Genomic DNA, 25,439 nt, shown 5'->3' on the forward strand with positions numbered 1-25,439 from the left:
GGGGGGCCGGCCTGGCTACTTGCAGGTGGCCTGATCGCCGAGTCCGCGGAGGTAGTCGCAGAATTCCCCAACCGTGGCACCGGTGACAAGCTGCCCGTCCAAGACAGTGGATTCTTCGACGGTTTCCCCGGCGGCCACGGTGTGGCTGATCTTGATGACTTCCTGGCCCAGGGCAAACGGTGACTCTGCGTTCGTTGCATACATTTCACCGTTCCGAACGGCGTCCAGCGCGTCCCCGATGCCGTCGTTTCCGACGATCTTGATCGAATCCAGCAACCCGCTGGACTTTGCCGCCGCCACGGCTCCGAGTGCCATTTCATCGTTGGCGCCGTAGATGCCTGTAATGGCCGGATTTGCCTGGAGCATGTTGGTGGTTACGTCCAGGGACTTGCCCCGGTCAAAGTCTCCGGACTGGACTGTAACGAGCTCGACGCCGGGGCAGGCCTTCATGCCTTCCTGGAAGCCGGCAGAACGGTCGCGGGCGACACTGGTCCCCGAGATGCCCTGTAGTTCAGCTGCCTTGCCGGACCCGCCCATGGCTTCGCACAACGCCTTGGCCCCGTTGCGGCCTGCCTGGATGGCATCGTAGCCAATGAAAGCTGCCAAGGTGCCCTGGTCCGGCACCCGGTCGAAGGCGACCACAGGAACATTGGCCTGGTTGGCCTGGATGGTGATTGAGCCGCCGGCCTCGCTGGAGGTGGGGTCCAGGACCAGCACGCTGGGTTTCTTCACCAGGGCCGTGGTGGCCTGGTTCAACGACTGGGTGTCATCGTTGTTGGCGTTTTGGACGTCCATGGACAGGCCCAGCTTGGCGGCCTCGCTCTTGGCCCCGTCGGCCACCGAAACAAAGAAGGGGTTGTTCAGGGTGGAGATGACAAGGGTTGCCGATTTATCGGAGTCCGCAGCGCCGTCATCGTTGGCACGAACCGCTGTTGTCACTCCGGCGCCAGCCACCAACAAGGCCAATATCGTGACGGCGGCAATTTGTGGTGTGCGCGCCCTCGCGCCCAGTTCCAAGGCGCCGGCAGCCTTGGAACTGCCGGCAGGCTTGCTTCCCGATGGTGGCGGCTGGCGGAAGATCCGCATGAGCACCCCGGAGTTCCTGTCGATGTAGACGGCGAACAAGATGACGGCGCCCTTGACGACGCCCTGCAGGAACGGGGAGACGTTGAGCAGGTTCAGTCCGTTGTCGATCATGGACAGCAGGACGGCGCCGACGACGGTGCCCAGCAGGGCCCCGCGGCCACCGGCAAGGCTTGTGCCGCCGATGATGACTGCTGCAATGGCGGAGAGCTCAAGGCCGCTGCCGGCCGTGGGCTGGGCGGTGCCGAGGCGGGCGGTCAGGATGAAGCCTGCCACGGCCGCCAGTACGCCGGAGATCATGAACGCCATGATCTTCACCTTGGTGGTGTTGATGCCGGCGAGGCGGGCAGCGTCTTCATTGTCGCCTGTGGCGTACAGTTCACGGCCGTAACGCGTACGGGCCAGGATGAAGCCAAAGAGCACTGTGGCTCCGAGCATGATCCAAATCGGGGTGGGAATGCCCAACAGGTTTCCCTGGCCAAGTGCCAGGAATGCCTCGCTGGTGACCTTGATCGGATTGCCCTGGGAAAATTGCAGGGTCAATCCGGCAAAAATGGACATGGTGGCCAAGGTGGCAATAAACGACGGCATCCTGGTCTTGGTGACCAACAGTCCGTTGATGGCACCGGCCAGGGCGCCCACGAGCAGGCCGGCCGCAAGACCGGCCACGGGGCCGTGGTCGCTCATCACCGACGCGGTGATGATGGCGCTGAAGCCCAGCACAGCGCCGACGGAAAGGTCGATTTCAGCCAGGATGATGACGTAGGTCTGTCCTGCGGCGACGAGGGCAACGACTGCCGCCGTCAGCAGGATATTGAGCATGTTGGCGGACTGCAGGAACAGTGGCGTGGCGAAAACCAATGCGATGGCAACCAGCGCCAACATCCACACAGCACGCAGCTGATCGTTGAAAAGGGATATTTTTTTCATCGGGCTAGGGTCTCCATTGCGTGTTCAAGGACGGCCTGTTGGGTCAAGTCGGGGGCTGACAGTTCGGCGTTGATGCTGCCCTCCCGCATGACCAGGACGCGGTCTGACATTTCAACTAGTTCGGGAAGGTCGGAGGAAACAAGGACAACGGCCACCCCATGGGCAGCGACGTCGTTGATGATCGAATAGATTTCTGCCTTGGCACCCACGTCCACCCCGCGGGTGGGCTCCTCCATCAACAAGATGGCGGGGTTGCTCAAGAGGCACCGGGCCAGCAGGACTTTCTGCTGGTTGCCGCCGGAGAGGGTTCCCACCGCGTCATCGATGCTGTTGCACTTGATGCTCAGCCGGGTGGATATTTCCTGGCTTCGTTCCCGTTCCTGTTTGCGGGACACCACCCCGCTTTGCGTGATGCCTGCGAGGGTGGCCAGCGATTCGTTGTGCGAGATGGGCTGGGCAAGTGTCAGCCCTTCCGCCTGCCGGTCCGGGGTGAGGTAGGCGATGCCGGCGGCAATGGCCTGCTTGGGTGAGTTCAGGGTGATTTCCTTGCCGTCAAGCTGCACGGTGCCGCTGGAATCGTGCAGACCGTACAGGGCACGGAGGACGTCCCCCTTTCCGCTTCCCATGACGCCGCCGATGCCCAGCACCTCGCCGGCATGGACCTGAAAGGAGACGCCGTTGACGCCAGGTCCGCGCAGTTCCTGCACATCCAGTCGGACCCGGTCGGTGGTGTGGTGTTCCTTCGGGTAGAAGTTCTCCACTTCGCCTCCCACCATGGCCGCGACGACGCTTTGTTCGGTCAGCTCCGCCGGCTTCCCGCTCAGCGAGACCAGGCCGTCGCGCATGACCACAATCCTGTCGGAGAGCGCAAACACCTCGGGCAGGCGGTGGCTGATGTAGATGATGGACACACCGGCAGCCTGCAGCTTGCGCACCTGTGTGAACAGCAGCTCCGATTCCCGCTCGTCCAGGGCGGCCGTCGGCTCATCCAGGATCAGCAGGCGCACCGAGTGGTTCAGGCAGCGGGCAATCTGGACCAGCTGCTGTTCCCCGAAACTGAGCCGGCCCACCGGAAGGCGGGTGTCGACGTCGATCCCCACCTGGGTGAGCAGCTCGGCAGCGCGCCGGTGCATCTTGTCCTTGTTGACGAAGAAGCGGCCAAATTCGCTGGTGCCGTCGTGGGCGAAGATGTTTGAGGCGACGTCCAGCTGTGGGAAGAGGTTGTTGCGCAGTTCCTGGTAGATGACTTGGATGCCGTCGGCCATGGCGTCCTGGGGGACGTGGTAGTTGCGGACCGCGCCGTCAATCATGATTTGGCCGGCATCCGGCCGGTACGCGCCGGCGATGATGCGTGTCAGGGTTGACTTGCCGGCGCCGTTTTCGCCCACCAGTGAGACAATCTCGCCCGGTTCAATGCTCAGCTCGATGCCGCGCAGGACACGGTTGGGCCCAAAGGACTTGGTGATGCCGCTCAGTGAAATGGCCATGTCAGTACACCACCCCGGCAACGAGAATCACGTTGGCGTAGGAGGTGAATTCTCCGGAGCGGACAGCGGCCTTGGCGTTTCTGGTGCGCGCCTTGAAGTCAGTGTGGGGCACCAGTTCGAGGGGGATGTTGTGCCGGTCGAGGCGGTCGCGCAATGCGGTGTAGAGCTCGGGGCTGTGTGTGGCGATTTCGCTGGCCGCCACGGCCCCTTCCACGTGTGCCTCGGCCAAGACTACGTCAAGGCATTGGAGAAATTCGGGCACATTGGCGGTCAGGGCCAAGTCGATGCGTTCCACTCCGTCGGGGATGGGCAGGCCGGCATCGGTGACCACAAGTTCATCTGTGTGGCCGAGTTCGGAGATCACCCGGGACAGTGCCGGGTTGAGGGTGCCGTTGTTTTTTCGCATTATTGCTCCACTGCTTTGTAGAGGGATGGGTGGTTGGATGCCGGTGGGCTTATTTGTGGGCCAGGAATTGGTCGACGGTGTCGCGGTGCGGAAGGCTGGGACTGGCTCCTGCCACCGTGACGGCCAGGGCGCCCCCCGCCATGGCACGGCGCAGGGCCACGTCCCAGTCGAGCCCCTCGGCCAGGGCGCTGCCCAGGGTGCCGGCAAAGGCATCCCCGGCGGCAGTGGTGTCGACAGCTGTCACCTGGAACGGCTTGCAGAGGGTCATCTGGGTCGTTTTGTCGTTCTTGCCGCCGAGACGTTCGACGACGACTGCGCCCGACCCGGCGAGGGTCACCACGGCGCGGGTGACACCGCGGTCGGTGAACCAGCGCCCGGCCTCGGCCGCCGATTCCTCGTCCGTGACACTGATCCCGGTCATGAGCCGGGCTTCAGTCTCGTTGGGTGTGACGATGTCCACGTGCGCCCAGAATTCCTCGCTGAGGGGAACCTCAGGGGCGGGCGCCGGATCCAGGACAACTGTGATGCCACGGGCTTTGCAGCCCTTGGCCGCTTCGAGCGCGGCGTCGTGCGGGATTTCAAGCTGGATCAAGGCCACGGCCGCGTCCAGTCCCGGCGTTGCCAGTGATTCCCGTACATGTTCGGGGCTGAGCAGGGTGTTGGCGAGCGGGATCATGACAATGTCGTTTTCCGCAGAGGCGTCCACCCTGATGTGGGCAATCCCGGTCGGCCCCTCGCCGCGAAGCACATGGTCGGTATTGATGTGTTCCTCGGCCAGGGTGCCGAGCACCAGTTCGCTGAACGAGTCATTTCCGACGCTGCCAATCAGTGAAACGTCGCTGCCGGCGCGTGCTGCAGCGAGTGCCTGGTTGGCACCCTTGCCGCCAAGCACCATTGTGAAGCTGTTGCCGAGCACGGTTTCACCCGGCTGCGGCAGCCGTTCGCTAAAGCTTGTGAGGTCGCAGGTGATGCTGCCGATTACCAGGACGCTCCCGGTTCTGGGCACAGCGGTTTTGGGCACAATGATCGTCATGGGGGTTCCTTAAGTCTTTGGAATGTGTTCGTAAAGTCTGTGGTTTGGGTCAGGGAACTGCGGGGGCGGAGCAGGATTGGCGGACTGTCAGCTCCACCGGCAGCACCATGTGCCGGAATGCCTCAGGTGCGCTGGTGTCTGTCTCCCCGATGCGCACCAGCAGCAGGTCGGCTGCCGCGTGGCCCTCCGCGATGGCAGGACGCGAGATGACGGTGACGGGCGCAGGCAGGAGCTCCGCGAGATCGAAATCGTCAAAGCAGAGGAAGGACAGCTGTTCCGGAATGGACACCCCGCCCTCGTGGAAGGACAGCAGGGCGCCTTGGGCCATCGTGTTGTTGCCGACAAACAACGCGGTGATCTGGGTGCCCGACTCCATGAGTTCGCAGGCGGCACGTCTGCCAAATTCCCTCGTGAACTCACCGATCTTGATGTCCTCGGCGTTGATTTCAACACCCGCGGCGGCAAGTGCTTCCACAAACGCCGTGTGCCTGACCTGGCCCGGAAGTGTTTCCTGCCGGCCGCTGATGATGCCGATGCGGCGGTGTCCCAGTGAGAGGAGGTATTCCGCCGCCATGCGTGCACCGCCGGCATTGTCCACGTGGACAAGGTCGAATTCCGGATTCTCGCCCACGGTGCGGTCGATGAGCACCACCGGCTTGCCGAGCGCGGCCAGCATTCGGTGGGTGCGCCCGCTCGACTCGGCCGGCACAATGGCGACCGCGTCGACGGCGTCAATGAGCCCGCCCAACACTTCGGTTTCAGCGGCGAACTGCTCGTCGCTGCTGGCGACGATGATCCGGAAGCCCTTGGTCATCACCCTTTCCTCAATGCCGCGAACCAGTGTGGCGAAATAGGGGTTGGCAATGTCCGGGACAACCACGGCGATGGTGTGGTGGCGGCCCAGGCGGAGTCCTCGGGCGCTGGCGTTCGGCCGGTAGCCGAGTTCGGCGATGGCTTGCTCCACGGCGCTGCGGTTGCGGATGTTTTCGCCCGACAACATGCGTGAAACGGTGGCGATCGAGACGCCTGCGAGTTGCGCAACATCGTGGATGTTTGCCATGTCGTGCGCTCTCCTTTGAGTCGGGTGGGGCGTCGTCGCTGCCGGGAACTTTCGTGGGTTCCCGATTTCATTCGTGAGCACCATCACGTGCCACTTGAATTACTGTAAACGTTTTCAGTTGGAATCGCAACCACCAGTTGTGGGTCAGGCGGGGGTTGGCAATGCGGGCGCAATGCAAAGAACCCCACACTCATGGTGAGTGTGGGGTTCTTTTATTGAAAAGCTCCCCCACCTGGACTTGAACCAGGAACCTTTCGATTAACAGTCGAACGCTCTGCCAATTGAGCTATAGGGGAATGAGGCAAACTAAATCCTATCAGGAAATAGTGGCAGGATTTCACGGCAGCCAAGACAACCGATTGTTCCTGCACACCCAACACAATAATTGTCTCCGGCCCACAACTGGACCGGAGACAATTTTGTCTTGGCTCCCCCACCTGGACTTGAACCAGGAACCTTTCGATTAACAGTCGAACGCTCTGCCAATTGAGCTATAGGGGATCGTGCAGGAACAACAATAACAAAGCCTTGCCCGGTTGTGAAATCGGGCCGTTCCTGCCCCGCTAACCGTCTCCGCGAAGCTGCCTGCGGGCCGTTTCCAACTCCATCAGCTCGCGCTGCAAAAGCTGGTAGCTCTCCGGATCCACAGCCGGATCCATGCGCTGCAACGCCCCCAGCCGTTCTTCCTTGAGCCGCGTGATCTGCAGTTCAAAAAGTCGGTTCAGGATGTCACGGCAATAGCGCGTCAAGGTGTCTTCCCGTGTTGCCGGCAGGGGGCTCAGGGCCAGCTCCGCAACCAGCGACTCCAGCTCCTGTGGCACATTGGCCCGCACAGCCTCAAGCCACTGCGACGACGCCACCGCCGACTCCCCCGCCAGTGCAAGGCCCTGCTGGACAGCCCGGTACGCCGGCACGACAAATTCGGTGGCACCAAAGTGCTGCCAGTTGCCTGCCGTCAAAAACCCCGGATGCTGCAAAACCACTTCCAGCGCCTCGCGTTCCATGCGCCCCTTGGGGTCACGCGGGTCGGGCCGGGCAATCGTCGGGCGTACTTCCGGGTGCTGTGCCGCCCCGCCCTGCTCCGGAATCGGTTCAGCCCGCGGAGAAGCGTGGGCCGGGGAGCCCTGCTGGCGCCCGGCAGTATTTCCGGCGTGCAGCCCGGATTGCTGGCCTCCCTGGTGGCCGCCCTGATGCCCGACGCCGGAACGCCCCTGTCCGTGCTGCTGGCCGTTGGCTTCGGGTTGACTGCGCAGGCGCCGCTCGGCGGTTCTCACCGCACGCAGCACCTCGTCCGGATCGGCCATCCCGAGCCAGCCGGCAAGCTCCTGGCTGTACCCCATCCGGGTCGACCCGTCGCGAATGGCGGCCACCACCGGGGCCGAGGCCCGCAGCCCGCTGACCCGCCCCTCCACAGTGCTCAAGTCAAACTTGGCAAGGGTGGAGCGGATGGCAAATTCAAACAGTGGCCGGCGGGAACGGATCAATGCATGGACGGCCTCGTCACCCTTGCGCTGGCGCAGTTCGCAGGGGTCGGCCCCTGACGGCTCCACGGACACAAACGTCTGCGCCGTAAAGCGCTGGTCCTCGTCGAAGGCCTTCAGCGCCGCCTTTTGCCCGGCTGCGTCGCCGTCGAAGGTAAACACGACTTCGCCGCCAGTGCCGTCGTCGGACAGCAGCCGCCTGGCGACCTTGATGTGCTCGGCGCCGAACGCTGTGCCGCAGGTGGCCACTGCCGTGTCAACACCGGCAAGGTGGCAGGCCATGACGTCGGTATAGCCCTCGACCACCACAAGCTGGCGCTTCGAGGCGATGTTTCGCTTGGCCAGGTCGATGCCGTAAAGGACCTGGGATTTCTTGTAGAGAGTGGTTTCCGGGGTGTTGAGGTATTTGGGCCCCTGGTCGTCCTCAAAGAGCTTCCGGGCACCAAAACCCACGGTGTCCCCGGCAATGTCACGGATCGGCCACATAAGCCGGCCGCGAAAGCGGTCGTAGATCCCACGGTTGCCTTCGGAGAACATGCCCGTCAGTTTCAGTTCTTCTTGGGGGAAGCCCTTGCCCGTAAGGTGCTTGAGCAGTGCATCCCAGCCCTGGGGGGCGAAGCCAACACCAAACCGCTCCGCCGCCTCACGGTCAAAGCCGCGCTCGGACAGGAACTGGCGACCGGTGGCACCGGCCGGCGTGAGCAGCTGCTCACGGAAAAACTCGCCGGCAATCTTGTGTGCGTCCAGGAGTCGCTGGCGCCGGCCGATGTCTTCGCGGCGCGGGCCTGTCCCGCCATCTTCGTAACGCAATTCATAGCCGATGCGTCCGGCCAGTTTCTCCACAGCTTCGGAAAATGAAATGTGATCCATTTTCTGGATGAACGAGATCACATCGCCGCTCTCCTGGCAGCCGAAACAATGGAAGTAGCCCATTTGGGGGCGGACGTGGAATGAGGGGCTGCGCTCGTCATGGAAGGGGCAAAGTCCTTTGTAGGAGCCGATTCCGGCTGATTTCAAGGTGACGTAGGCGTCAACAATTTCCTTGAGATCGGTGCGCGTGCGCACCTCGTCAATGTCTTCTCGTTTAATTAGCCCGGCCACACGGCCAGTTTACGTGACATATTTTTCTCCGGAGCCACTCGTGCCCCTATCTGTGGAGAACTCACTGGTGGCAGGAATCACTGTCGCAATCGCTGCCGGCAAGGGCTCCTGAATGCGCTTGAGAGGTAGGCTTCAAGTGCCCCCAATGGCGCGGACACACCTGCACAAACACAGTCGCAAAGACCGTACGGGTGAACCCAATTCATAATTTCGCGCACTGCCGGGAGGCCCCCATGACAACCACCACGCCCAATTCAATCAGCACTGACATCCCGACAGTCCGCCGCCCGTGGATCAGCGACGACACCAAGTTGATCGCCGTCGTTTGTGCCGCCACGGTGGGTATCACCGCCGTATTGACCGGCGCAACCGCCGTTTTCTACAACGTGGCCAGTCCCGAGCAGCTGGAAATGCTCACGACAATGATGCAGGGCTACGGCTCGGGCATGTAGCACCCCGCGGCCGCCCTTCCCTGCGGCAGCCATGGCCTGGTAATGCGCACGGTGGTAGTCTCGGCGGCATGATCGGGCGCCTGCACCACCTCGTGATTGACTGCCCGGACCCGTTGTCCCTGGCAGGGTTTTATTCGTCCCCGCTGGGCGGCGCAGACCGGACCGCAGTGAGGGCGGCGTCCGGCTACAACAGCGTGCGCTCGGTCCCCACCAGGCGTTCGTGCAGCGCAAGTGCCGATACATCGGTGAGCGAGGCAATCTGGTCGATGACCACGCGAAGCCGGGCGTCGTCGTCGTCCGCGTCCCGCCAATCCGCGGCAAACATGGTCTCCAGGTGGGCGTCTCCGGTGGCGCTGAGCACGGCGACCAGCTCACTGAGCACGTCCTGCTGGCGCTGGTAGATGGGCTGGCGGTGGTCGGTGGTCATGACAAAGGTGGTGGCCAGGCCCTTCATGACGGCGATTTCCAGCATGGTTTCGTGCGGCACGACGACGTCGGCGGCGTACCGTGCCAGCCGGCCAGTGCCGGAGACGGCCTGGGTTGCTCCGACTGCACTCTGGCAAAAGCGGCCGATCAGCTGGCTGGTCATGTCCTTCAGGGCCGCCATGGAACGCCGGCTGCCGTCGGCGTGGCGCACCCACACGTCGGCGGCCTCGAGCCGGTGCAGGGCAGCATCGATCTCGGCGGTGTCAACCGTGGGCAAATACCACTGCCGGGTGTAGCCCAGGACGCGCTTGCGCTGGTCCTGGTTGGCCAGCCACTTCAGCTGCACATGGCCGGCAACGATGGCGTCCTCCACGTCATGGACCGAATACGAAATGTCGTCGGCCAGATCCATCACCTGCGCCTCGATGCAGGTCTTGCCGGCAGGGGCGCCTTCACGCAGCCACTCGAACACGGGGAGGTCATCTGTGTAGGCGCCAAACTTGCTGGTCCGCAACCCGTCAATCAAGGGCGCATCCTGGGCCAGCCACGGGTATTTCGACGACGCGTCAAGGGAGGCCCGGGTCAGGTTCAGCCCGGCTGATCCGCCGTCGGCCGTCAGCACCTTGGATTCCAGCCGGGTCAGCAGCCGCAGCGTCTGGGCATTGCCCTCGAACCCGCCGATGGTGTGGGAGAGGTCATTGAGGACGGATTCGCCGTTGTGGCCAAAGGGCGGGTGGCCGAGGTCGTGGGCCAGGCAGGCCGTGTCCACGACGTCGGGGTCGCAGCCCAGCGTCCGCCCCAGTTCGCGGCCAATCTGCGCCACTTCCAGGCTGTGGGTCAGGCGGGTCCGGACGAAGTCGTCGGTGTCGGGGGCAACAACCTGGGTCTTGGCGCCCAGTCGGCGCAGCGCCGACGAATGCAGCACCCTGGCCCTGTCACGTTCAAACACGCTGCGGAAGCTGGTCTTGGGCGCTTCCTGCACCCACCGCTGCTGGTCATGGGGCAAGTACACTGGCTGCATTTCGGTGGACATAACCCCTAGTTTAGGGCCAATTCGGCGAGGGCCGATGCAGGCTGTCCACAACCACGACGCCCCACCCCCGCGAGAGCGCGGGACGGGAGCCGTTAGCCTCCGGAGACGTCCAGTTCCGCGCCGACCAATTCAACTTTTTGCGATCCGCTCAGGGTGCGGTGCTCCAGCCAGCCTGCGGGCAGGGCCGTGCGCTTGGGCGTACCGGCGCGGCCGCGGGGCCCCTCGGCGTCGACTCCGGGATACTCCCCCGACAAGTCGAGCTGGTCAAGGAGTCCGCGCAACACCTCAAGGGTGGGGACGGAGGCGAGCTGGGCGCGCAATTCCCCGCCCACCACGTAACCCTTGAAGTACCAGGCCATGTGCTTGCGAATGTCGCGCAGGGCCTTGTTTTCGTCGTCAAAGGTGTCAACCAGAAGCTCCGCGTGGCGGTACACGGCGGCCGAAACCTCGGCCATGCCGGGCTTGTGGCGCTCATCGCTGCCCTCAAAGGCAGCCATCAGGTCGGCGAAAAGCCACGGCCGGCCCTGGCAGCCACGGCCCACAACCACGCCGTCGACGCCGGTCTGGCGCACCATTGCGATGGCGTCCTCGGCGCTCCAGATGTCGCCGTTACCCAGCACGGGCACGTCCGGCAGAACCTCACGGAGCCGGGCGATGGCGTCCCAGTCGGCCTTGCCCGAGTAAAACTGGCTGGCCGTGCGGCCATGCAGCGCAACCGCAGCCACTCCGGCGTCGCGCGCAATGCGCCCTGCCTCAAGATAGGTGAGGTGGTCCTCGTCAATGCCCTTGCGCATCTTGATGGTCAGTGGCAGCCCGCCCTTGGAGGCCTCACGGACGGCCGTCTGCACAATCGAGGTGAACAGGTCCAGCTTCCAGGGCAGGGCCGCGCCGCCGCCGCGGCGGGTCACCTTGGCCACGGGGCAGCCGAAGTTCAGGTCGATGTGGTCGGCGTGATCTTCCTCCACCAGCATGCGAACGGCCTTGCCCACAGTCTCAGGGTCGACGCCATAGAGCTGGACGGAACGGATCTTCTCATCCTCGTCATGGCTGATCAGGCGCATGGACTCCGGGGTCCGCTCAACGAGGGCACGGGACGTCACCATCTCGGAGACGAAGACACCGCCGCCGTGCTCGCGGCACAGCCTGCGGAATGCCGTGTTTGTAATGCCGGCCATGGGGGCAAGCACCACAGGGGTTTCCACTGTGATGTTGCCAAGCTTCAGGGGCGGGAGGTCCAGTTTGGTGTCGCTGGTGGGGATGTCAATAACAGTCACCAGACAATTCTCTCAAATCCAGCCAAATTAAGCTCCCGCTCCCCCAGACACCTCCCGGCAGCGACCCTCCCCCTCCCGAAAAAAGGGTCCCACCCCAGGGCCCGCCGAGGCTGATCCGAGGCTGATCCAGCCTGTTCCGGGGCTGTTCCGGGCCCCTCCGGGACAGATCCGGACGAAGCCCGCAACTGCCGCAGTGAAAAAAGTCACAGCAAACAACTCCCCGTGAGCATGCAGTGGATGGTCAAAACATTGCTAAACTGACTGGTCAGTACAAAGAATTTGTTGTGGCTGGATCCCGTCCCGGACGAGACATGAACTGTGTCCAGGCCGGCCCGGCCACCAGACCACCACCATCACCACCAGAGAAGGAACCACTGTGCAGATCGATGCCAACAACCTTGCGCTGTCAGCAGGGCGGGGCCCTGTTTACGGACCGCTGACCTTTGAATTGGGCGGCGGGCTGAGCGTGCTGCGGGGCGACGCCGGCAGCGGCCGAACCTCCCTGCTGCTCACCCTGGCCGGCCGCATGAGGCACGACGCCGGCACCCTCACCGTCGGCGGGAACGAACTCCCCCGCGGCCTCCGCGCCGTGCAAAAGCTCAGCGCCGTCGCCGGTTTCGCCGGCATCGACGACCTCGAAGAGTCAGTCACCGTTGGCGCCGCGCTGCGCGAACGCCGCGCCTGGCTCTCACCGTGGTGGTCCATTGTGCGCAAGCTCAGCGATACCGATGTGGCCGACGTTTGCGCCCCCGTCTTTGGCGCCGAGCCGATCCCGAAGGCAACCACCGTCATCTGGGACCTGAGCGACACACAAATGTTCCTGCTCCGCATTGCACTGGCCATGATGGCCAACCCGCAAACGCTGTTTGTCGACGACGTGGAACAGGTCCGCAGCACCGATTCCCGCGCCGTCATTTGGGACCGCCTGGCCTGGCTTGCCGCCGGGGAAACAAGCGTGGTGGTTTCGGCGTCGTCGCTGGACACCGGCTTGTGGGAGGGCCTGGGCATCGAGCCCCGCACGATCGAACTCGGCACCCATGCGGGCACCGGCGCCCCGGATCGGACCGAAGGTTCGGACGGCCCCGAAGCACCGGCCGGGACGGAACCAGAGGCGGCACAGACAGCAACAGCACAGCACGAATTGATCGAGGAGACCGTTTAATGTTTGCCTTTTTATCCTCCGGCACCGAACTGAGCCGCTTCAAGCGCGGCAAGCTGCCCAAGATCGCCGTCGCGGTGATGTTGTTCATCCCGCTGATTTACGGCGCCCTGTACCTCTGGGCGTTCCAGGCCCCGGACAAGCACATGAACGAGCTGCCGGTCGCCCTCGTCAACGAGGATGCGGGCGCTGTCAACGGCGGCGAACAGGTGCATGCCGGCGATGAACTGGCCTCCAAGCTGATGGCCGGCATGGACATGAAGTGGGAGCAGACCGGCGCCGCAGCCGCGGCAGAAGGCGTGGCCGACGGGACCTACTATTTCGCCATGACCATCCCGGACAATTTCTCGAAAAACGCCGTCTCGGTCGGCACCGACGCCCCGGCGCAAACCATGCTTGACGTCCAGTTCAACGATTCAAACAACTTCCTCTCCAGCGTGTTGGGCAAGCAGGCCATGGCCCAGGTCCGCGACGCTGTCTCCAGCCAGCTCGGTGAACAGGCCTCCTCGGCCCTTCTCGTTGGCTTGCACGACGCCGGAGACGGACTCCGCGCCGCAGCGGACGGTTCCGCCAAGGTCACCTCGGGCATCGACAGCGCCAAGGACGGCGCCGGCCAACTTGTCGTTGGCATGCAGGACCTTGCCTCCGGCTCCGTGACCCTCAAGGACGGCGCGTTCCAGCTGGCCGACGGCGCAACAAGCCTGTCCACGGGTGTCACCACCCTGGCCGGCGGGGCGGCAAGCCTCAACGACGGCGCCTCAACTCTGTCCACCGGCGCCGGCTCCCTGGCCGGGGGCGTGGCTGAACTCAACACCGGCGCAGCATCCCTCGCCGCCGGCACCAGCACCCTTGCCGACGGCAGCTCCGAGTTGGCAACCTCCCTCGCCAATTCGATCCCCGACGCTCAAAAGCTTGACGAGGGCGCCGCCGCATTGTCCACCAGCGCAGGCACCCTCGCGGAGAGCGCATCAACGATTTCAGGCTCCGCAGCCACACTGGCCGGCAGTGCCGGGGACGTGGCCGCCGGCGCCAGCCAAACAGAGGCCCAGCTGGCCAAGCTCATTGCCGGCGCCGAAAGCCTGCCGGCAGGAACACCTGCCAGCGCCCTCGTTGACAGCTTGAAGCAGCTCCAGCAGGAGGCAGTGACCCCTCTGGCAACAGGAGCAGGCCAGCTTGCCGCCGGCGCTCAGCAGCTCTCCGCCGACGGCACCACCCCGCTTGCCGCCGGTGCGGCACAGCTCTCAACTGGCGCCGCCAACGTTTCCACCGGTGTCAGCACGCTCGCCACAGGCGTCGGCGATGCAGCCGCCGGGGCAGGAAAGCTCTCCGCGGGAGCGGACGCCCTGAACACCGGCGCAGCAGCCCTGGCCCAGGGCGCCCAAAGCGCAACTGTGGGTGCTGACGGCGTCGCCGCAGGGGCGGCACAGCTCTCCGGCGGGGCGGCACAGCTGTCCGCCGGTGCCGACACCGCCAAGGACGGCGCCGCGGCCCTGGCCACCGGCGCCACCACCCTCAGCGGCGGCAGCTCTGACCTCGCGGACGGCACGGGCAAGCTGCTCGCGGGCGGCACCGAACTCTCCACGGGGGCCGACAAGCTCTCCACCGGCAGCCATGAGCTCACCGACAAGCTGAACGACGGCGGCCAGGCGGTCCCCAACGACTCCTCAGCCCTGCTTGACCAAAAGTCGCAGGTGCTGGCAGCCCCCGTGGCCGTCAACCAGCAATGGTCCAATGAGTCAAAGAGCTTCGGTGAGGGCTTCGCCCCGTTCTTCATCGCCCTGGCAACATTTGTTGGCGCCTTGATCTCCTGGCTGCTGCTGCGCGCACTGCCCACCCGTGCACTTGCTGCCGGTGCCGGCGGCCTGCGCTCCGTCATGACAGGGCTGCTCCCGGCCCTGGCCATTGGTCTGGGCCAGGTGGTCATCATGGTGGCCGTCCTCCTGTGGGGCCTTGACCTGCAGCCCGTGTACCCGGTGGCCATGGCCGCGTTCATCTATCTGACAACCGTGGCGTTCCTGGCGTTGCAGCAAATGTTCATCATTGTGTTTGGCACGGCGGCGGGGCGTGTTGTCAGCCTTGTCCTGCTGATGCTGCAGCTGAGCTCCTCCGGCGGCACCTACCCGGTGGAAACCACGCCGGCCTTCTTCCAGGCGCTGCACCCGTACATGCCCGCCACTTACGTTGTGAATGGACTTAGGGAGTTGATGACTGGTGGAATAGACTCCCGGATGTGGGTCTCGGTGGCATTCCTGGCACTGCTGGCCGTGGGCTCCGTGGCCGTCAGCGCCTTCTGCGCCGGCCGCCAGCGGGTCTTCTCCATCAAGAGGCTGCATCCCGAGCTGGAGATGTAGCCCGCAGCGCAAGGCCCCCGTCCCGCCGTCGTCCCCGTCTTTGCCCGGATCCACCGTCACAAGAGAAACCTGAGGAACACCGTGCCCCGCATCTCAGCCACCAAACAAGCCATTCTGGCCGCCGCGCTGGAGCTCGGTGCGCTGCACGGGATTTCGGGCACGACCATGGACGAGGTGGCGGAGCGGGCCGGCGTGGCCAAGGGCAGCGTGTACTACAACTTCACCTCCAAGGACAAGTTGTTCGGCGAACTGCTGACGACGGGCGTCAGTTCGCTCGCCGAGACGCTGCGCACGGCCCGGCAGTCGGCCGCGGGCTTTGGCGCCATCGAGGCCATGGTCACCGAGATGCTGACGTTGATTGCCGGCAACCAGCCGCTGGCGAAAATGATGGCGGCTGAGATTTTCCGCACCGACAGGGCCTGGCAGGATGCGGTGTCGGTGCTGCGCCGGGAGGCCGTGACGGAAATTGGCGCCGCGCTGCTTCCACTGGTCCCGTCAGGCACCTCCGAGGGCAGCCGGCTGCTGATGGCCGGCGGCATTTTCGGGGCGACGCTCGTCGGCGGGCTGGAATGGCTGCTTTTCAGCCCCGAGACCCCTGTCACCGAGGTGTCGGCCGCCATCTTGTTCACGTTCTCGGGCAAGCTCGCCGCCGGCGCCTAGCCCCGGCCCTGCCCCCGGTTCCCCACTCCCCCGATTTCCGGGGCGGACTAGACGACGGCGGGACGGCACCTTCATTGCGAATGTGCCGTCCCGCCGTCGAACTTTTAACTTTGGGTCAGAGGCCCAGAATGCTGGTGGCGATCAGGAAGTAGATGATCAGCCCGGCAGCATCGACAAACGTTGAGATGAACGGGTTGGAAAACACTGCCGGATCCGCCCTGACGGCCTTGCCCAGCAGCGGCATGAGCCCGCCGATGCTGGCCGCCATGGTGCAGACCCCCAACAGGGTCAGGCCAATGACCAGGCCGATGGGCACGCTGAAGGCCAGGGATGCGATGACGAACCCGAGGGTGCCGAGCAGCAGGCCCAGGAAAGCGCCCACCCGGATTTCGCGGGCAAAGACCTTGAACACGTCGCGCGGGCGGACGTCGCCAAGGGCCAGGGCGCGGGTGATCGTGGTGGCTGCCTGGTTGCCGGTGTTTCCGCCCGTGCCGATCAGCAGCGGGATGAACAATGAGAGCACCACCTGCTGTTCCAGCGTGGCCTCAAAGGCGCCAATCACCTGGACCGTCAGGGTGGCCCCCAGCGCCAGCACCAGCAGCCACACCACCCTGGCCCGGACGATGCTGCCAACGGGGGTGGCCAGGTAGGGGCGGCGCAGGGGCTCGGTGCCGCCGGAGCGTGCCGCATCCTCGGTTTCGGCATCCTCCAGGATCTGCAGGGCATCGTCAACTGTCAAGATGCCGACGAGCCGGTCCTCGGCGTCGACGATGGGCAGCACCAAAATCTTCGCATCGGCACAGTACCGGGCAGCCTCCTCCGCATCCTGCGTCGCGGAGAAACTCAACGGCTTCTTCATGATGTCCACAACCAGCGCGGAATCGTCCGCCCGCAGGACATCGCGCAGGGACACCACTCCCACCAGGTGCCGGCCGGTGTCGGTGACGGGAATCGTGTACACGCTTTCAGCATCATCCAAATGCAGCTGCACCCTGGCGAATGTCTCCCGCACGCTCAGCTGGGGATGGGTGGTGACAAATTCGGGGCTCATGTAGCGTCCCACAGCACCTTGCGGGTAGCCCAGCACGGTGCTTGTGAGCGCCCGTTCCTTCTCGTCAAGGCCCAAAATCAAGCGGTTCGCGACGGAAGCCGGCAGCTCATCGAGCAGGGCGACACGGTCATCCGGGCTCAACTCCGCGAAGACCTCGGCAACGTCGGCCTCCTGCAGGCCCGACACCAGGTCTGCCTGCAGTGCGGCGTCCAGGCCTTCAAAGACCTCAATGGCACGGCCCTTGGGCAGGGTGCGGTATGCCACGGCCCGTTCAATGGTGCTCAGTCGTTCCAATTGTTCAAGCGTCTCGGAGACGTTCAGCGGCAGCAGGGCACGTGAAACGCCTGCAAGGTCGTGGGTGCCGAGTGCTCGGCCGAGAAGTTCGGCGCTGTCCTCAAACGTCTGGACGGGGTATTTGATCATGGTCCGGTTCCCTCCGGTGAAAGCACACGGGCGCGCCGCGGCGGGAACCGTGGTGCATGCAGTCAAGGTGTGCGGAAAATGGGTGTGTGGTGTGGTGCTGCAAAAACCGCAACCGCACGACCCTGATGCCGGATGGGAACTGCCCCCCGAACCCTGAACAGACATTCAGGCTTCTCATCCAAGGCGCGGAGACCACGAGGGACGCATAAGCGTTCCGTGGGTCACCACGAGTGTTGGGAACTAAAGGAGGGGTGTTTCCCGCTGCCACAGGCGAGGCTCGCGCGGTGCGGTAGATCGACTATGTCCGTCATCCATGTGCGGCCCACCTCCATCCAGCTACGGCCCAAACGGGCGTATTTACAACCCTTGGGAAGGATTCACAAGGAATCCGGGCGTCCCTTTCATCCTAGGCCACAGGGCGGGCCAACCACGAATCAACCGATGCTCCACTGCCGGCGACCCATTGTGTTCTTTGCCCGCTGGCCCTAAGAATGGACTATGACGGTCACACTGAGGTCCTTGGAAACCGCTGTTCCGCCCACGATCCTTGTTCAGGAACAGGCCCGGGACGTCTTTGCCGGCCAGCCCGGGCTGACCCGGCTGGGGCAGCGGCTGGTGCGCACCTGCTTCGATTCGGCCGCCATCGACACCCGGCACACGGCTGTCGCCGAAATGAGCCTCGACTTCCACGGCCCCAACCCGATGTTTTACGACGGCGGGACGGGACTGCTGCTGAACCCCGGCACCAAGGCGCGCAACGACCTCTTTGCCGTCCAGGCCACCACCTTGTTCATCGAGGCCGCGGCCAAGGCCCTTGCCGCCTGCGACGGGCTGGCAGCCGCCGACATCACGCATGTCGTGACAGTCTCCTGCACGGGATTTTTCAACCCCGGCCCCGACTACAAGATCGTCCGCGCCTTGGGGCTCAACCCTTCGGTGCAGCGCTACCATTTGGGCTTCATGGGCTGCTACGCGGCATTCCCGGCCCTTCGGGCGGCCAAGGCGTTTTGCGAAGCGGACCCGGAGGCTGTGGTGCTGGTGGTCTCGGTGGAGTTGTGTTCGCTGCATGTGCGCACCTCAAACGACCCGGACACCATCATGGGATCCTCCCTTTTCGCCGACGGCGCCGCGGCAGCACTGGTGACGGCCCGCGAGCTGCCCGGGTCCGGACCCGTCATCGAACTCGACCACTTCGAGACGGTCCTGACCCCTGTTGGCGAAGATTCCATGGCCTGGAACATTGGCGACCACGGCTTTGAAATGGTCCTTGACAGCTATGTTCCCAAGATCATCGATGAGCACATTGTGGGTGCGCTGGCGCCGCTGCTCGCCCGCTCACCAGCACTGCGCGGCCTGCCCTACGGAGCGCTCCGGCATTGGGCGATCCACCCCGGCGGCAGGAGCATTTTGGACAAGGTCCAGGCGAAACTGGAACTCAGCGCCGAGCAGCTCGTCCCCTCCCGGGAAACGCTGCGCAACTTTGGGAACATGAGCAGCGCCACGGTGTTGTTTGTCCTCAAGCACATCCTGGAGCAGCCCGCCACGGACGTGCGCGAGGGCATCTGCGGGATGGCTTTCGGCCCCGGTTTGACGGTGGAGACAGGGCTGTTCACGAAATTCAGTCCGGCCCTTGCCGGGGTGGCCGCGGCGGGCGGCCGGGATGCGGCCACCGGGGTGGCGGATGCCGGGGTGGCCGCGGCCGACGATGCTGCGGGCGTGCCGGGCGCCGTTGCCGCGGGCCATGCCTGAGACATCCCCCGGCCCGCGCCGGCGTTTCTTGGCCGACAGGGACGAACATGCCGTGGAGCAAATGGACAGGGCCGATTGCGACCCGGCCGTCCTGGCCCGCACCTACGCCCAGTTTCCACTCGTCAACAGGGTGGTTTCGCGCTGGCACGGTGTCTACAAACAGCTCATCAAGCCGCTGCTCTCCCCCACACGCAACACCACGCTGCTGGACATTGGCTGCGGCGGCGGCGACATTGCGGCGGGCCTGGCCCGGTGGGCCGCCCGCGACGGACTGCGGCTGGCCATCACCGCCATCGACCCCGATGCCCGCGCCATCGGCTTCGCCCAGGCGACTGTCGCCCAGACCACCATGAATCAGTCCGGCCCAGGCAGACAACCGGTGGAATTCCGCCGCGCCCGCAGCAGCGAGCTGCTCGCGGAAGGTGCCGGCTTCGACGTCGTCATTTCCAACCACATGCTGCACCATCTGAGCCCCGACGACCTGCAGGGGTTGTTCGCTGATTCCGCGGCCCTCGCCGGAGAGACGGTGATTCACAGCGACATCGCCCGCAGCCGCGTCGGCTATGCCTTGTTTTCGGCAGGGACGCTGCCGTTCTTTCCGGGATCCTTCATCCGGAGCGACGGCCTGACCTCCATCAGGCGCAGCTACACGGCCGCCGAAATGCGTGCCGTGCTGCCGCCGGGCTGGCACGTCAGAACTGCGCACCCCTACCGCAATTTGGTGATTTTCACCCCGGAGGCAGGGCATGCTTGACGTCGCCATTGTCGGCGCCGGACCAGTGGGTCTGTACCTTGGCGCGCTGCTGTTGCAGGAGGGACTGTCCGTGCGCATCCTGGAACAGCGCACCACGCCCAACCCGCAGTCGCGCGCCATCGGCATTCATCCGCCAGCCCTGACCGCCCTGGGACTGGCTGGCGTCGCGGCCGGCATGGCGGACGAGGGTGTGCAGATCAGTCGCGGAATCGCCCGCAGCGCCGGCCGGGAGGTGGCCCGGTTGTCCTTCACGGACCTTTCGGCGCAACACCCGTTCGTGCTCACACTCCCCCAGGTCCGCACGGAAGCCCTGTTGGAGGCCCGTGTGCGGGAGCTTGACCCTGCCGCCGTCGTGCGCGGCTTCTGCCTGCAATCCATGCACGACGCCGGACAGTTCGTGACACTCTCGGGCCGCCTTGCCGCTGCGGAACGACAGGAGGTCTGCCAGGCCAGGCTGGTGGTCGGCGCCGACGGGGCGCACTCGGTCCTGCGACGGCTGTTGGGCATTCCCACAAGCGGGCGCGATTACCCCGACAGCTACCTGATGGGCGATTTTCCGGACACTGGAACCGATGGCCCGGCGGCGGTGCTTTATCTGGAGCCCGGCGGCATCGTGGAGTCGTTTCCGCTGTCCGGCGGGCTGCGCCGGTGGGTGGTTCACACCGACTCGCTGCTCGACCAGGCCACGGCCGGGGACCTGGCAGGCATCGTCGGGGGCCGCACCGGCGTCGTTTTGGATGCTGGCGCAAACAGCATGCTCAGCGCTTTTGGGGTCCGTGTCAGGATGGCCAGGAGCATGGTGCAGGGCCGGGCGGCGCTGGTGGGTGATGCTGCCCATGAAATCAGCCCCATTGGCGGGCAGGGCATGAATCTGGGCTGGCTGGACGCAGCAGCCCTTGCCCCCGTCATCGCCGCGGCGCTGCAGGGAAAACCCACAGGGCTGCGGCTGAAGGGTTTCGAGCGCACCCGGATGGCTGCCGCCCGCGCGGCTTCGAGGCAGGCGTGGCTGAACATGGCGCTGGGACGGGCGGTGCCGCCGTCGTTCTTGGCAGTGCGGCACGCCGTGCTCAGGCCGGTGTTCCGGTTGGGCGCCGTCCAGAAAGTTGCCGCCCGCCGCTTCACCATGCAGTAAGGGCCGTCAGGCGGGCGCTGCCGAGGTCGCCAGGGCGCCGGTCCTGTCCGTGGCCCGCCCTCCCGCCATGCCGGCCAGCACGAAGATGGCGAAGGCGACGAGCCCGGCCGCGGCAAGCCAGCTGGTGGTGCGTGAGCGGGATATCAGGGCCAGGACCAGCAATATGACGGAAGGTGCGGGGATGACTTGCATGCCCAAGACGGCGTGGAGGGCGACAAGGAGCGCCATCAACCAGGCAGCGTCAACGGGCAGTTTCGGTCCCAGCGGTGGCGCCGGCAGTGCCCTCTGAACGGGGCACTGACGCGGCACCTGCGGCCGCCGGCAATTCGGACTCCACACCGGTTTTCTTCCCTGCCCTGGCTGGATGGCCGCCCGTGGCCTTCACCACTGCCACGGCAACCGCCGTCGTGACGGGGATGGCCAGGACCAGGCCGATGGAACCGACGAGAATCCGCACTATCTCCTCGGCCAATTCCACGCCCGTGAGCGCACCGAGCAGGGGCTGGTCGAACAGCGAGACCATGAGCAGCACCGGCAGGGCGCCTCCGGCATAGGCGAAGGCGATGGTGTAGACGGTGGAAGCGATGTGGTCCCGGCCGACACGCATGGCCGAGGTGAACAATTCCTTCGTGCTGGTGTGCGGGGCAAGTTCATACATTTCCCACACCGCCGAGGACTGCGTGATGGTCACGTCGTTGAGTACGCCGAGACCGGAAATGACCAGTCCGCACAGGATCATGCCGGACAGCGACATGCCCTGGGTCATGTTCAGCAGCTGGTAGGCATTGTGGCCCGAGGTTCCCGTCAAGGCGGCGGAATCCACAGCCCAGGCAGCGAGCCCGGCCGTCACCCCCAGCCCAAACAACGTCCCCAGCAGCGCCGTGGAGGTTCGCGCCGAGAAGCCGTGGGCAAAATACAACACCCCAAACATGATGGCGGAGGAACCAACCAACGCCACCCAAAGCGGCGACTGGCCTTGGGCCAGGGCCGGCAAAATAAACCACGCCAGCACACCAAACGCCCCGACGAGTCCCACCATGGCGCGCAGCCCGCGCCACCTGGCGACAGCAACGACCACCAGGGCGTACAGCGCGGCCAGCAGACCCATGGGCATGGTGCGCACAAAATCCATGAACACATAGGTGGGCCCGGCATGGTCCGCGCCCGTGATGGCGGCAAGTCCCGACAGGTTCAGGTAGCTGATCGTGTCCCCGGCTTCGACGCCGCCGGCTTGGACAATGTCGGGGCTGATGAGGACAGGTACCTCGGGAAGGCCCTTGACTTCCGTAAAGGCGATGAAACAGCTCATGCCCGCGCCGCCGCTGTCGGTCAGGGCGCAGTCTTCGGTCGACGTGCGCTGCACTGTTCCGGTGTCAATGCTCGCCCCTGGCGCAGCGGAGTAGGGATTGCCGGCGGGCTCCGGTGCCGTGTCGGCCCCGGGCCACATGACCACCATGGCAACAACTGTGAGCACCGCAAGGGGCGCCAGGATCCAGCTCAGCAGCACCACGGCCCGGCGGCGTGCCTCCTTGCGGCGGCGCAGCTCCGGACGGCTCAGGGTGGATTCATCAACGCGGGAATGTGAATGGCCCATGGGCGAAAGTGGGTCCTTTGCTTGTGTTCAATGGCGGCGGCCGGCTGATCCGGACAGCCACCACGGGATTTGGCGAGGCGGCGGACTCAGACCCCGGAGCGAGGATGGATTTCTGAGGTCGCCCAGCGACCGAAGAAATCTTACTGCTCGCGAGGGGCCTGAGTCCGCCGCCGGTGGAGCTACTCGCCGAGGACGAGTGTTTCGGCGCCGCGCACCTTGGCTGCGCCCACGGCGATCATGGGGTTGACCACGGCCGAAAGTGCTTCCATGGAGTCGTCCAGTTCGATGAGCACCGGGTACTGGTGGGTGATCAGGGCGAGCAGGTCGTACACGGCCTGCACCGCCTCGTCGCGTCCCAGCGCCGGCTCGACACCGAGGAACACCTCGGAGGCAGCGGCAACAACCTCTTCCGAGGTGTCGATGCTGCCCTGCGAGTAGCTCAGTGCAAAGGCCTGGATCCTGCCCTTCTTGCTCGGCTGCACTGCTGCCCCAAAGGCGCTGGCCGGCTCGGCCCGCAGCACCAGGGCGCCGTGGGCGCCGGTAAGGTCGTCCAGGAACATGCGCTGCACGACACCGGGGCTCAGCGTTCCGGTGGGGTCCCACTGGTTGACCGACTCATAGTAGCGGCCCACCACGTCTGTCAGTTCCACCGAACCGGTGGCCAGGTCCATCACGCGGGCCTCGGCCTCCGCCTCGGTGCCCTCGCCGAACATGGGCAGTTTCAGTGCGCCGGGGCCCACCTCAACAACCCTGTTCCGCTGCAGCACAGCCAAGCCCATCGCCTCGGCGAAGGCAGCGCCAGAGGTGCCGGGGGCAACTTTGGTGCGCAACGCCGTCGTGCTTACCAAACCGGCGGCAAGCGCGCCGTCGGCTTCACGGCGGAGCATGGTCAAAACGGTGGCGCCGACGCCTGCGCGCCGGTGGTCAACGGCAACCTCGACAAAGACCCACAGCCGGGCCGGGTGCATCTTCGTGGAGTACACGACGCCGGCCGCGACCGGGATGCCCTGGTCCTCGGCGACAATGGTCCGGCGCCACGGGCCGCTGTCCGATTCCGGTGCCAGCGCGGCACGGAACTGTCCGGCCGGGGCGGACTCGGCGTCGCCCCAGATCTCCAGGAGGGTCAGGTCGTCGCCGTCCTGCCACGGCCGGTATGAAAGTTCAGCCATGCCTAGGCGCCCAGGAGGCGGGTTGCCAGGTAGGACTGCACCTGGTCCAGGGGCACGCGCTCCTGGCTCATGGTGTCGCGCTCGCGGATGGTCACCGCGTTGTCCTCGAGCGTGTCGAAGTCAACCGTGATGCAGAACGGCGTGCCGATCTCATCCTGGCGGCGGTAGCGGCGGCCAATGGCGCCGGCGTCGTCGAACTCGATGTTCCAGTGCTTGCGCAGCGTGTTGGCGAGCTCCTTGGCCTTCGGGGAAAGGTCCTCGTTGCGGCTCAGCGGCAGAACGGCAGCCTTGACGGGGGCCAGTCGCGGATCCAGCTTCAGCACGGTGCGCTTGTCCACGCCGCCCTTGGCGTTGGGTGCTTCATCCTCGGTGAACGCATCCACCAGGAACGCCATCATGGAACGGGTCAGGCCGAAGGACGGCTCGATCACGTACGGAGTGAAGCGCTCGCCCGTGGCCTGGTTGAAGTAGCTCAGGTCGGTGCCGGAGCCCTTCGTGTGCGAACCCAGGTCGTAGTCGGTGCGGTTGGCGACGCCCATGAGCTCGCCCCACTTGGAGCCCTGAAAGCCGAAGTTGTATTCAAAGTCGATCGTGCCGGCGGAGTAATGGGCGCGCTCGTCCTCGGGGACGTCGAAGCGGCGCATGTTCTCCGGGTTGATGCCCAAATCAAGGAACCAGTCCCAGCACAGTTCAACCCATTCCTTGAACCACTTCTCGGCGTCCTCGCCGGGCACAAAGAACTCGATTTCCATCTGCTCGAACTCGCGGGTGCGGAAAATGAAGTTTCCGGGTGTGATCTCGTTGCGGAAGGCCTTGCCGATCTGGCCAATGCCGAACGGGGGCTTCTTGCGGGACGTGGTGAGCACGTTGTTGAAGTTCACAAAGATGCCCTGCGCGGTTTCGGGGCGCATGTAGGCCAGACCGGCCTCGCTGTCGACCGGGCCAAGGAACGTCTTCATCAGACCCGAGAACAGCTGCGGTTCGGTGAACTGGCCCTTGGTGCCGCAGTCGGGGCAGACAATCTCGGACATGCCATCTTCGGGCTGGCGCTTCTTCTTCGCCACGAACGCCTCGACGAGGTGGTCCTGGCGGTGGCGCTTGTGGCACTGGATGCACTCGACGAGCGGGTCCGTGAACGTCGCGACGTGGCCGGAGGCTTCCCAGACGGCCTTGGGCAGAATGATGGAGGAGTCCAGGCCCACCATGTCCTCGCGCCCTCGCACGAATGACTGCCACCACTCGCGCTTGATGTTTTCCTTCAGCTCAACGCCGAGAGGCCCATAGTCCCAGGCCGACCGCGAACCGCCGTAAATCTCACCGGCCTGAAAAACAAAGCCGCGACGTTTCGCGAGGGAAATGACCTGGTCAAGCTTGGATTGGGGCGCCACTGTTTACTCCTATTATTTACGAGGCCGCTGGGTGCGGTCCGTCCGGGGACAAGCCTACCGTTGGGCGCTGCTTTGGGTGGAATTCCCCGGCTGCTTTGGGCACACTTGTGAGATGCCCAACCCCGCGCGCGGTTAATTGCGAATGTTGCTCCACCTCGGAAGCGGCACAACATTCACTCCTAACGGCATGCAGGCGTCAACGGGTTTGGTGCGGGGATCCATGGGCAAATCCCCAGCTGCATA

The 25,439-nt window shown here is 65.0% G+C and carries 20 protein-coding genes and 2 tRNA genes; 7 read left to right on the forward strand and 15 right to left on the reverse strand.

The features are described from left to right. Nucleotides 1–15: 15 nt before the first annotated feature. The 8 genes from AC1L6K_RS16330 to dnaG form a co-directional block, all read right to left on the reverse strand. Nucleotides 16–2,013, reverse strand: a complete 1,998-nt coding sequence (locus AC1L6K_RS16330) for an ABC transporter permease/substrate-binding protein (protein ID WP_480949888.1) — start codon at nt 2,011–2,013, stop codon at nt 16–18. Next, the gene (locus AC1L6K_RS16335; protein WP_480949889.1) at nt 2,010–3,500 is read right to left on the reverse strand and encodes a sugar ABC transporter ATP-binding protein; all 1,491 of its coding nucleotides are present in this window, start codon (nt 3,498–3,500) and stop codon (nt 2,010–2,012) included. The genes AC1L6K_RS16330 and AC1L6K_RS16335 overlap by 4 nt, the downstream gene beginning before the upstream one ends. Before the next feature lies 1 nt (nt 3,501). After that, entirely contained in the window at nt 3,502–3,906 is a 405-nt protein-coding gene (gene rbsD, locus AC1L6K_RS16340) for a D-ribose pyranase (RefSeq protein WP_480949890.1), read from the reverse strand. Nucleotides 3,907–3,955: 49 nt separating this feature from the next. Continuing rightward, nucleotides 3,956–4,939, reverse strand: coding sequence for a ribokinase (locus AC1L6K_RS16345; RefSeq protein WP_480949891.1), 984 nt, complete (start codon nt 4,937–4,939; stop codon nt 3,956–3,958). A 49-nt stretch (nt 4,940–4,988) separates the two neighbouring features. Beyond that, nucleotides 4,989–5,999 (reverse strand): LacI family DNA-binding transcriptional regulator, encoded by a 1,011-nt coding sequence (locus AC1L6K_RS16350; RefSeq protein ID WP_480949892.1) that lies wholly within the window; start codon nt 5,997–5,999, stop codon nt 4,989–4,991. 223 nt (nt 6,000–6,222) lie between these two features. Continuing rightward, nucleotides 6,223–6,295 (reverse strand) — tRNA-Asn (locus tag AC1L6K_RS16355). 129 nt (nt 6,296–6,424) lie between these two features. Next, nucleotides 6,425–6,500: transfer RNA gene (locus AC1L6K_RS16360), tRNA-Asn, on the reverse strand. Nucleotides 6,501–6,562: 62 nt separating this feature from the next. Then, a complete protein-coding gene (gene dnaG, locus AC1L6K_RS16365) occupies nt 6,563–8,581 on the reverse strand; it encodes a DNA primase (protein ID WP_480949893.1) in 2,019 nt (672 codons plus the stop codon). A gap of 233 nt (nt 8,582–8,814) precedes the next feature. On the opposite strand from dnaG, the gene AC1L6K_RS16370 reads away from it, so the two are divergent. Further along, entirely contained in the window at nt 8,815–9,033 is a 219-nt protein-coding gene (locus AC1L6K_RS16370; RefSeq protein WP_480949894.1) for a hypothetical protein, read from the forward strand. A 184-nt stretch (nt 9,034–9,217) separates the two neighbouring features. On the opposite strand, the gene AC1L6K_RS16375 is transcribed toward AC1L6K_RS16370, so the two are convergent. Next, nucleotides 9,218–10,492, reverse strand: coding sequence for a deoxyguanosinetriphosphate triphosphohydrolase (locus tag AC1L6K_RS16375; protein ID WP_480949895.1), 1,275 nt, complete (start codon nt 10,490–10,492; stop codon nt 9,218–9,220). A gap of 92 nt (nt 10,493–10,584) precedes the next feature. Further along, complete coding sequence (gene dusB, locus AC1L6K_RS16380; RefSeq protein ID WP_480949896.1) at nt 10,585–11,766, reverse strand: tRNA dihydrouridine synthase DusB; 1,182 nt, start codon at nt 11,764–11,766, stop codon at nt 10,585–10,587. Nucleotides 11,767–12,142: 376 nt separating this feature from the next. On the opposite strand from dusB, the gene AC1L6K_RS16385 reads away from it, so the two are divergent. From AC1L6K_RS16385 to AC1L6K_RS16395, 3 genes are all read left to right on the forward strand, one after another. Continuing rightward, nucleotides 12,143–12,928 carry an ATP-binding cassette domain-containing protein gene (locus tag AC1L6K_RS16385; protein WP_480949897.1) on the forward strand — a complete coding sequence of 262 codons (786 nt, stop codon included), beginning with the start codon at nt 12,143–12,145 and terminating at the stop codon, nt 12,926–12,928. After that, nucleotides 12,928–15,276, forward strand: a complete 2,349-nt coding sequence (locus tag AC1L6K_RS16390) for a YhgE/Pip family protein (protein WP_480949898.1) — start codon at nt 12,928–12,930, stop codon at nt 15,274–15,276. The genes AC1L6K_RS16385 and AC1L6K_RS16390 overlap by 1 nt, the downstream gene beginning before the upstream one ends. 81 nt (nt 15,277–15,357) lie before the next feature. Next, the gene (locus tag AC1L6K_RS16395; protein WP_480949899.1) at nt 15,358–15,936 is read left to right on the forward strand and encodes a TetR/AcrR family transcriptional regulator; all 579 of its coding nucleotides are present in this window, start codon (nt 15,358–15,360) and stop codon (nt 15,934–15,936) included. A gap of 115 nt (nt 15,937–16,051) precedes the next feature. Here the strand turns inward: AC1L6K_RS16395 and mgtE are convergent, their stop codons facing one another. Next, on the reverse strand, nt 16,052–17,410 hold the full coding sequence (gene mgtE, locus AC1L6K_RS16400) for a magnesium transporter (RefSeq protein ID WP_480949900.1): 1,359 nt from the start codon (nt 17,408–17,410) through the stop codon (nt 16,052–16,054). Between the two features lie 498 nt (nt 17,411–17,908). Between mgtE and AC1L6K_RS16405 the strand changes: the two genes are divergently transcribed. Genes AC1L6K_RS16405 through AC1L6K_RS16415 form a run of 3 tightly spaced genes read left to right on the forward strand, consistent with a single transcriptional unit; the run spans nt 17,909 to nt 21,045 of the window. After that, nucleotides 17,909–19,159, forward strand: coding sequence for a type III polyketide synthase (locus tag AC1L6K_RS16405; protein ID WP_480949901.1), 1,251 nt, complete (start codon nt 17,909–17,911; stop codon nt 19,157–19,159). Then, nucleotides 19,152–19,913 carry a class I SAM-dependent methyltransferase gene (locus AC1L6K_RS16410; RefSeq protein WP_480949902.1) on the forward strand — a complete coding sequence of 254 codons (762 nt, stop codon included), beginning with the start codon at nt 19,152–19,154 and terminating at the stop codon, nt 19,911–19,913. Before AC1L6K_RS16405 ends, AC1L6K_RS16410 begins: the two co-directional genes overlap by 8 nt. Then, entirely contained in the window at nt 19,906–21,045 is a 1,140-nt protein-coding gene (locus tag AC1L6K_RS16415; RefSeq protein WP_480949903.1) for an FAD-dependent oxidoreductase, read from the forward strand. Before AC1L6K_RS16410 ends, AC1L6K_RS16415 begins: the two co-directional genes overlap by 8 nt. 6 nt (nt 21,046–21,051) lie before the next feature. Here the strand turns inward: AC1L6K_RS16415 and AC1L6K_RS16420 are convergent, their stop codons facing one another. The 4 genes from AC1L6K_RS16420 to AC1L6K_RS16435 all read right to left on the reverse strand — a co-directional run bounded on the left by AC1L6K_RS16420 (nt 21,052) and on the right by AC1L6K_RS16435 (nt 25,196). Next, a complete protein-coding gene (locus tag AC1L6K_RS16420) occupies nt 21,052–21,273 on the reverse strand; it encodes a hypothetical protein (RefSeq protein WP_480949904.1) in 222 nt (73 codons plus the stop codon). A gap of 13 nt (nt 21,274–21,286) precedes the next feature. Further along, a complete protein-coding gene (locus tag AC1L6K_RS16425; protein ID WP_480949905.1) occupies nt 21,287–22,639 on the reverse strand; it encodes a YibE/F family protein in 1,353 nt (450 codons plus the stop codon). A gap of 179 nt (nt 22,640–22,818) precedes the next feature. Continuing rightward, nucleotides 22,819–23,808, reverse strand: a complete 990-nt coding sequence (locus AC1L6K_RS16430) for a GNAT family N-acetyltransferase (protein WP_480949906.1) — start codon at nt 23,806–23,808, stop codon at nt 22,819–22,821. Nucleotides 23,809–23,810: 2 nt separating this feature from the next. Further along, nucleotides 23,811–25,196, reverse strand: a complete 1,386-nt coding sequence (locus tag AC1L6K_RS16435) for a glycine--tRNA ligase (protein ID WP_480949907.1) — start codon at nt 25,194–25,196, stop codon at nt 23,811–23,813. Nucleotides 25,197–25,439: the final 243 nt, after the last annotated feature.

The sequence above is a fragment of the Specibacter sp. BI4 genome, from assembly GCF_056680095.1.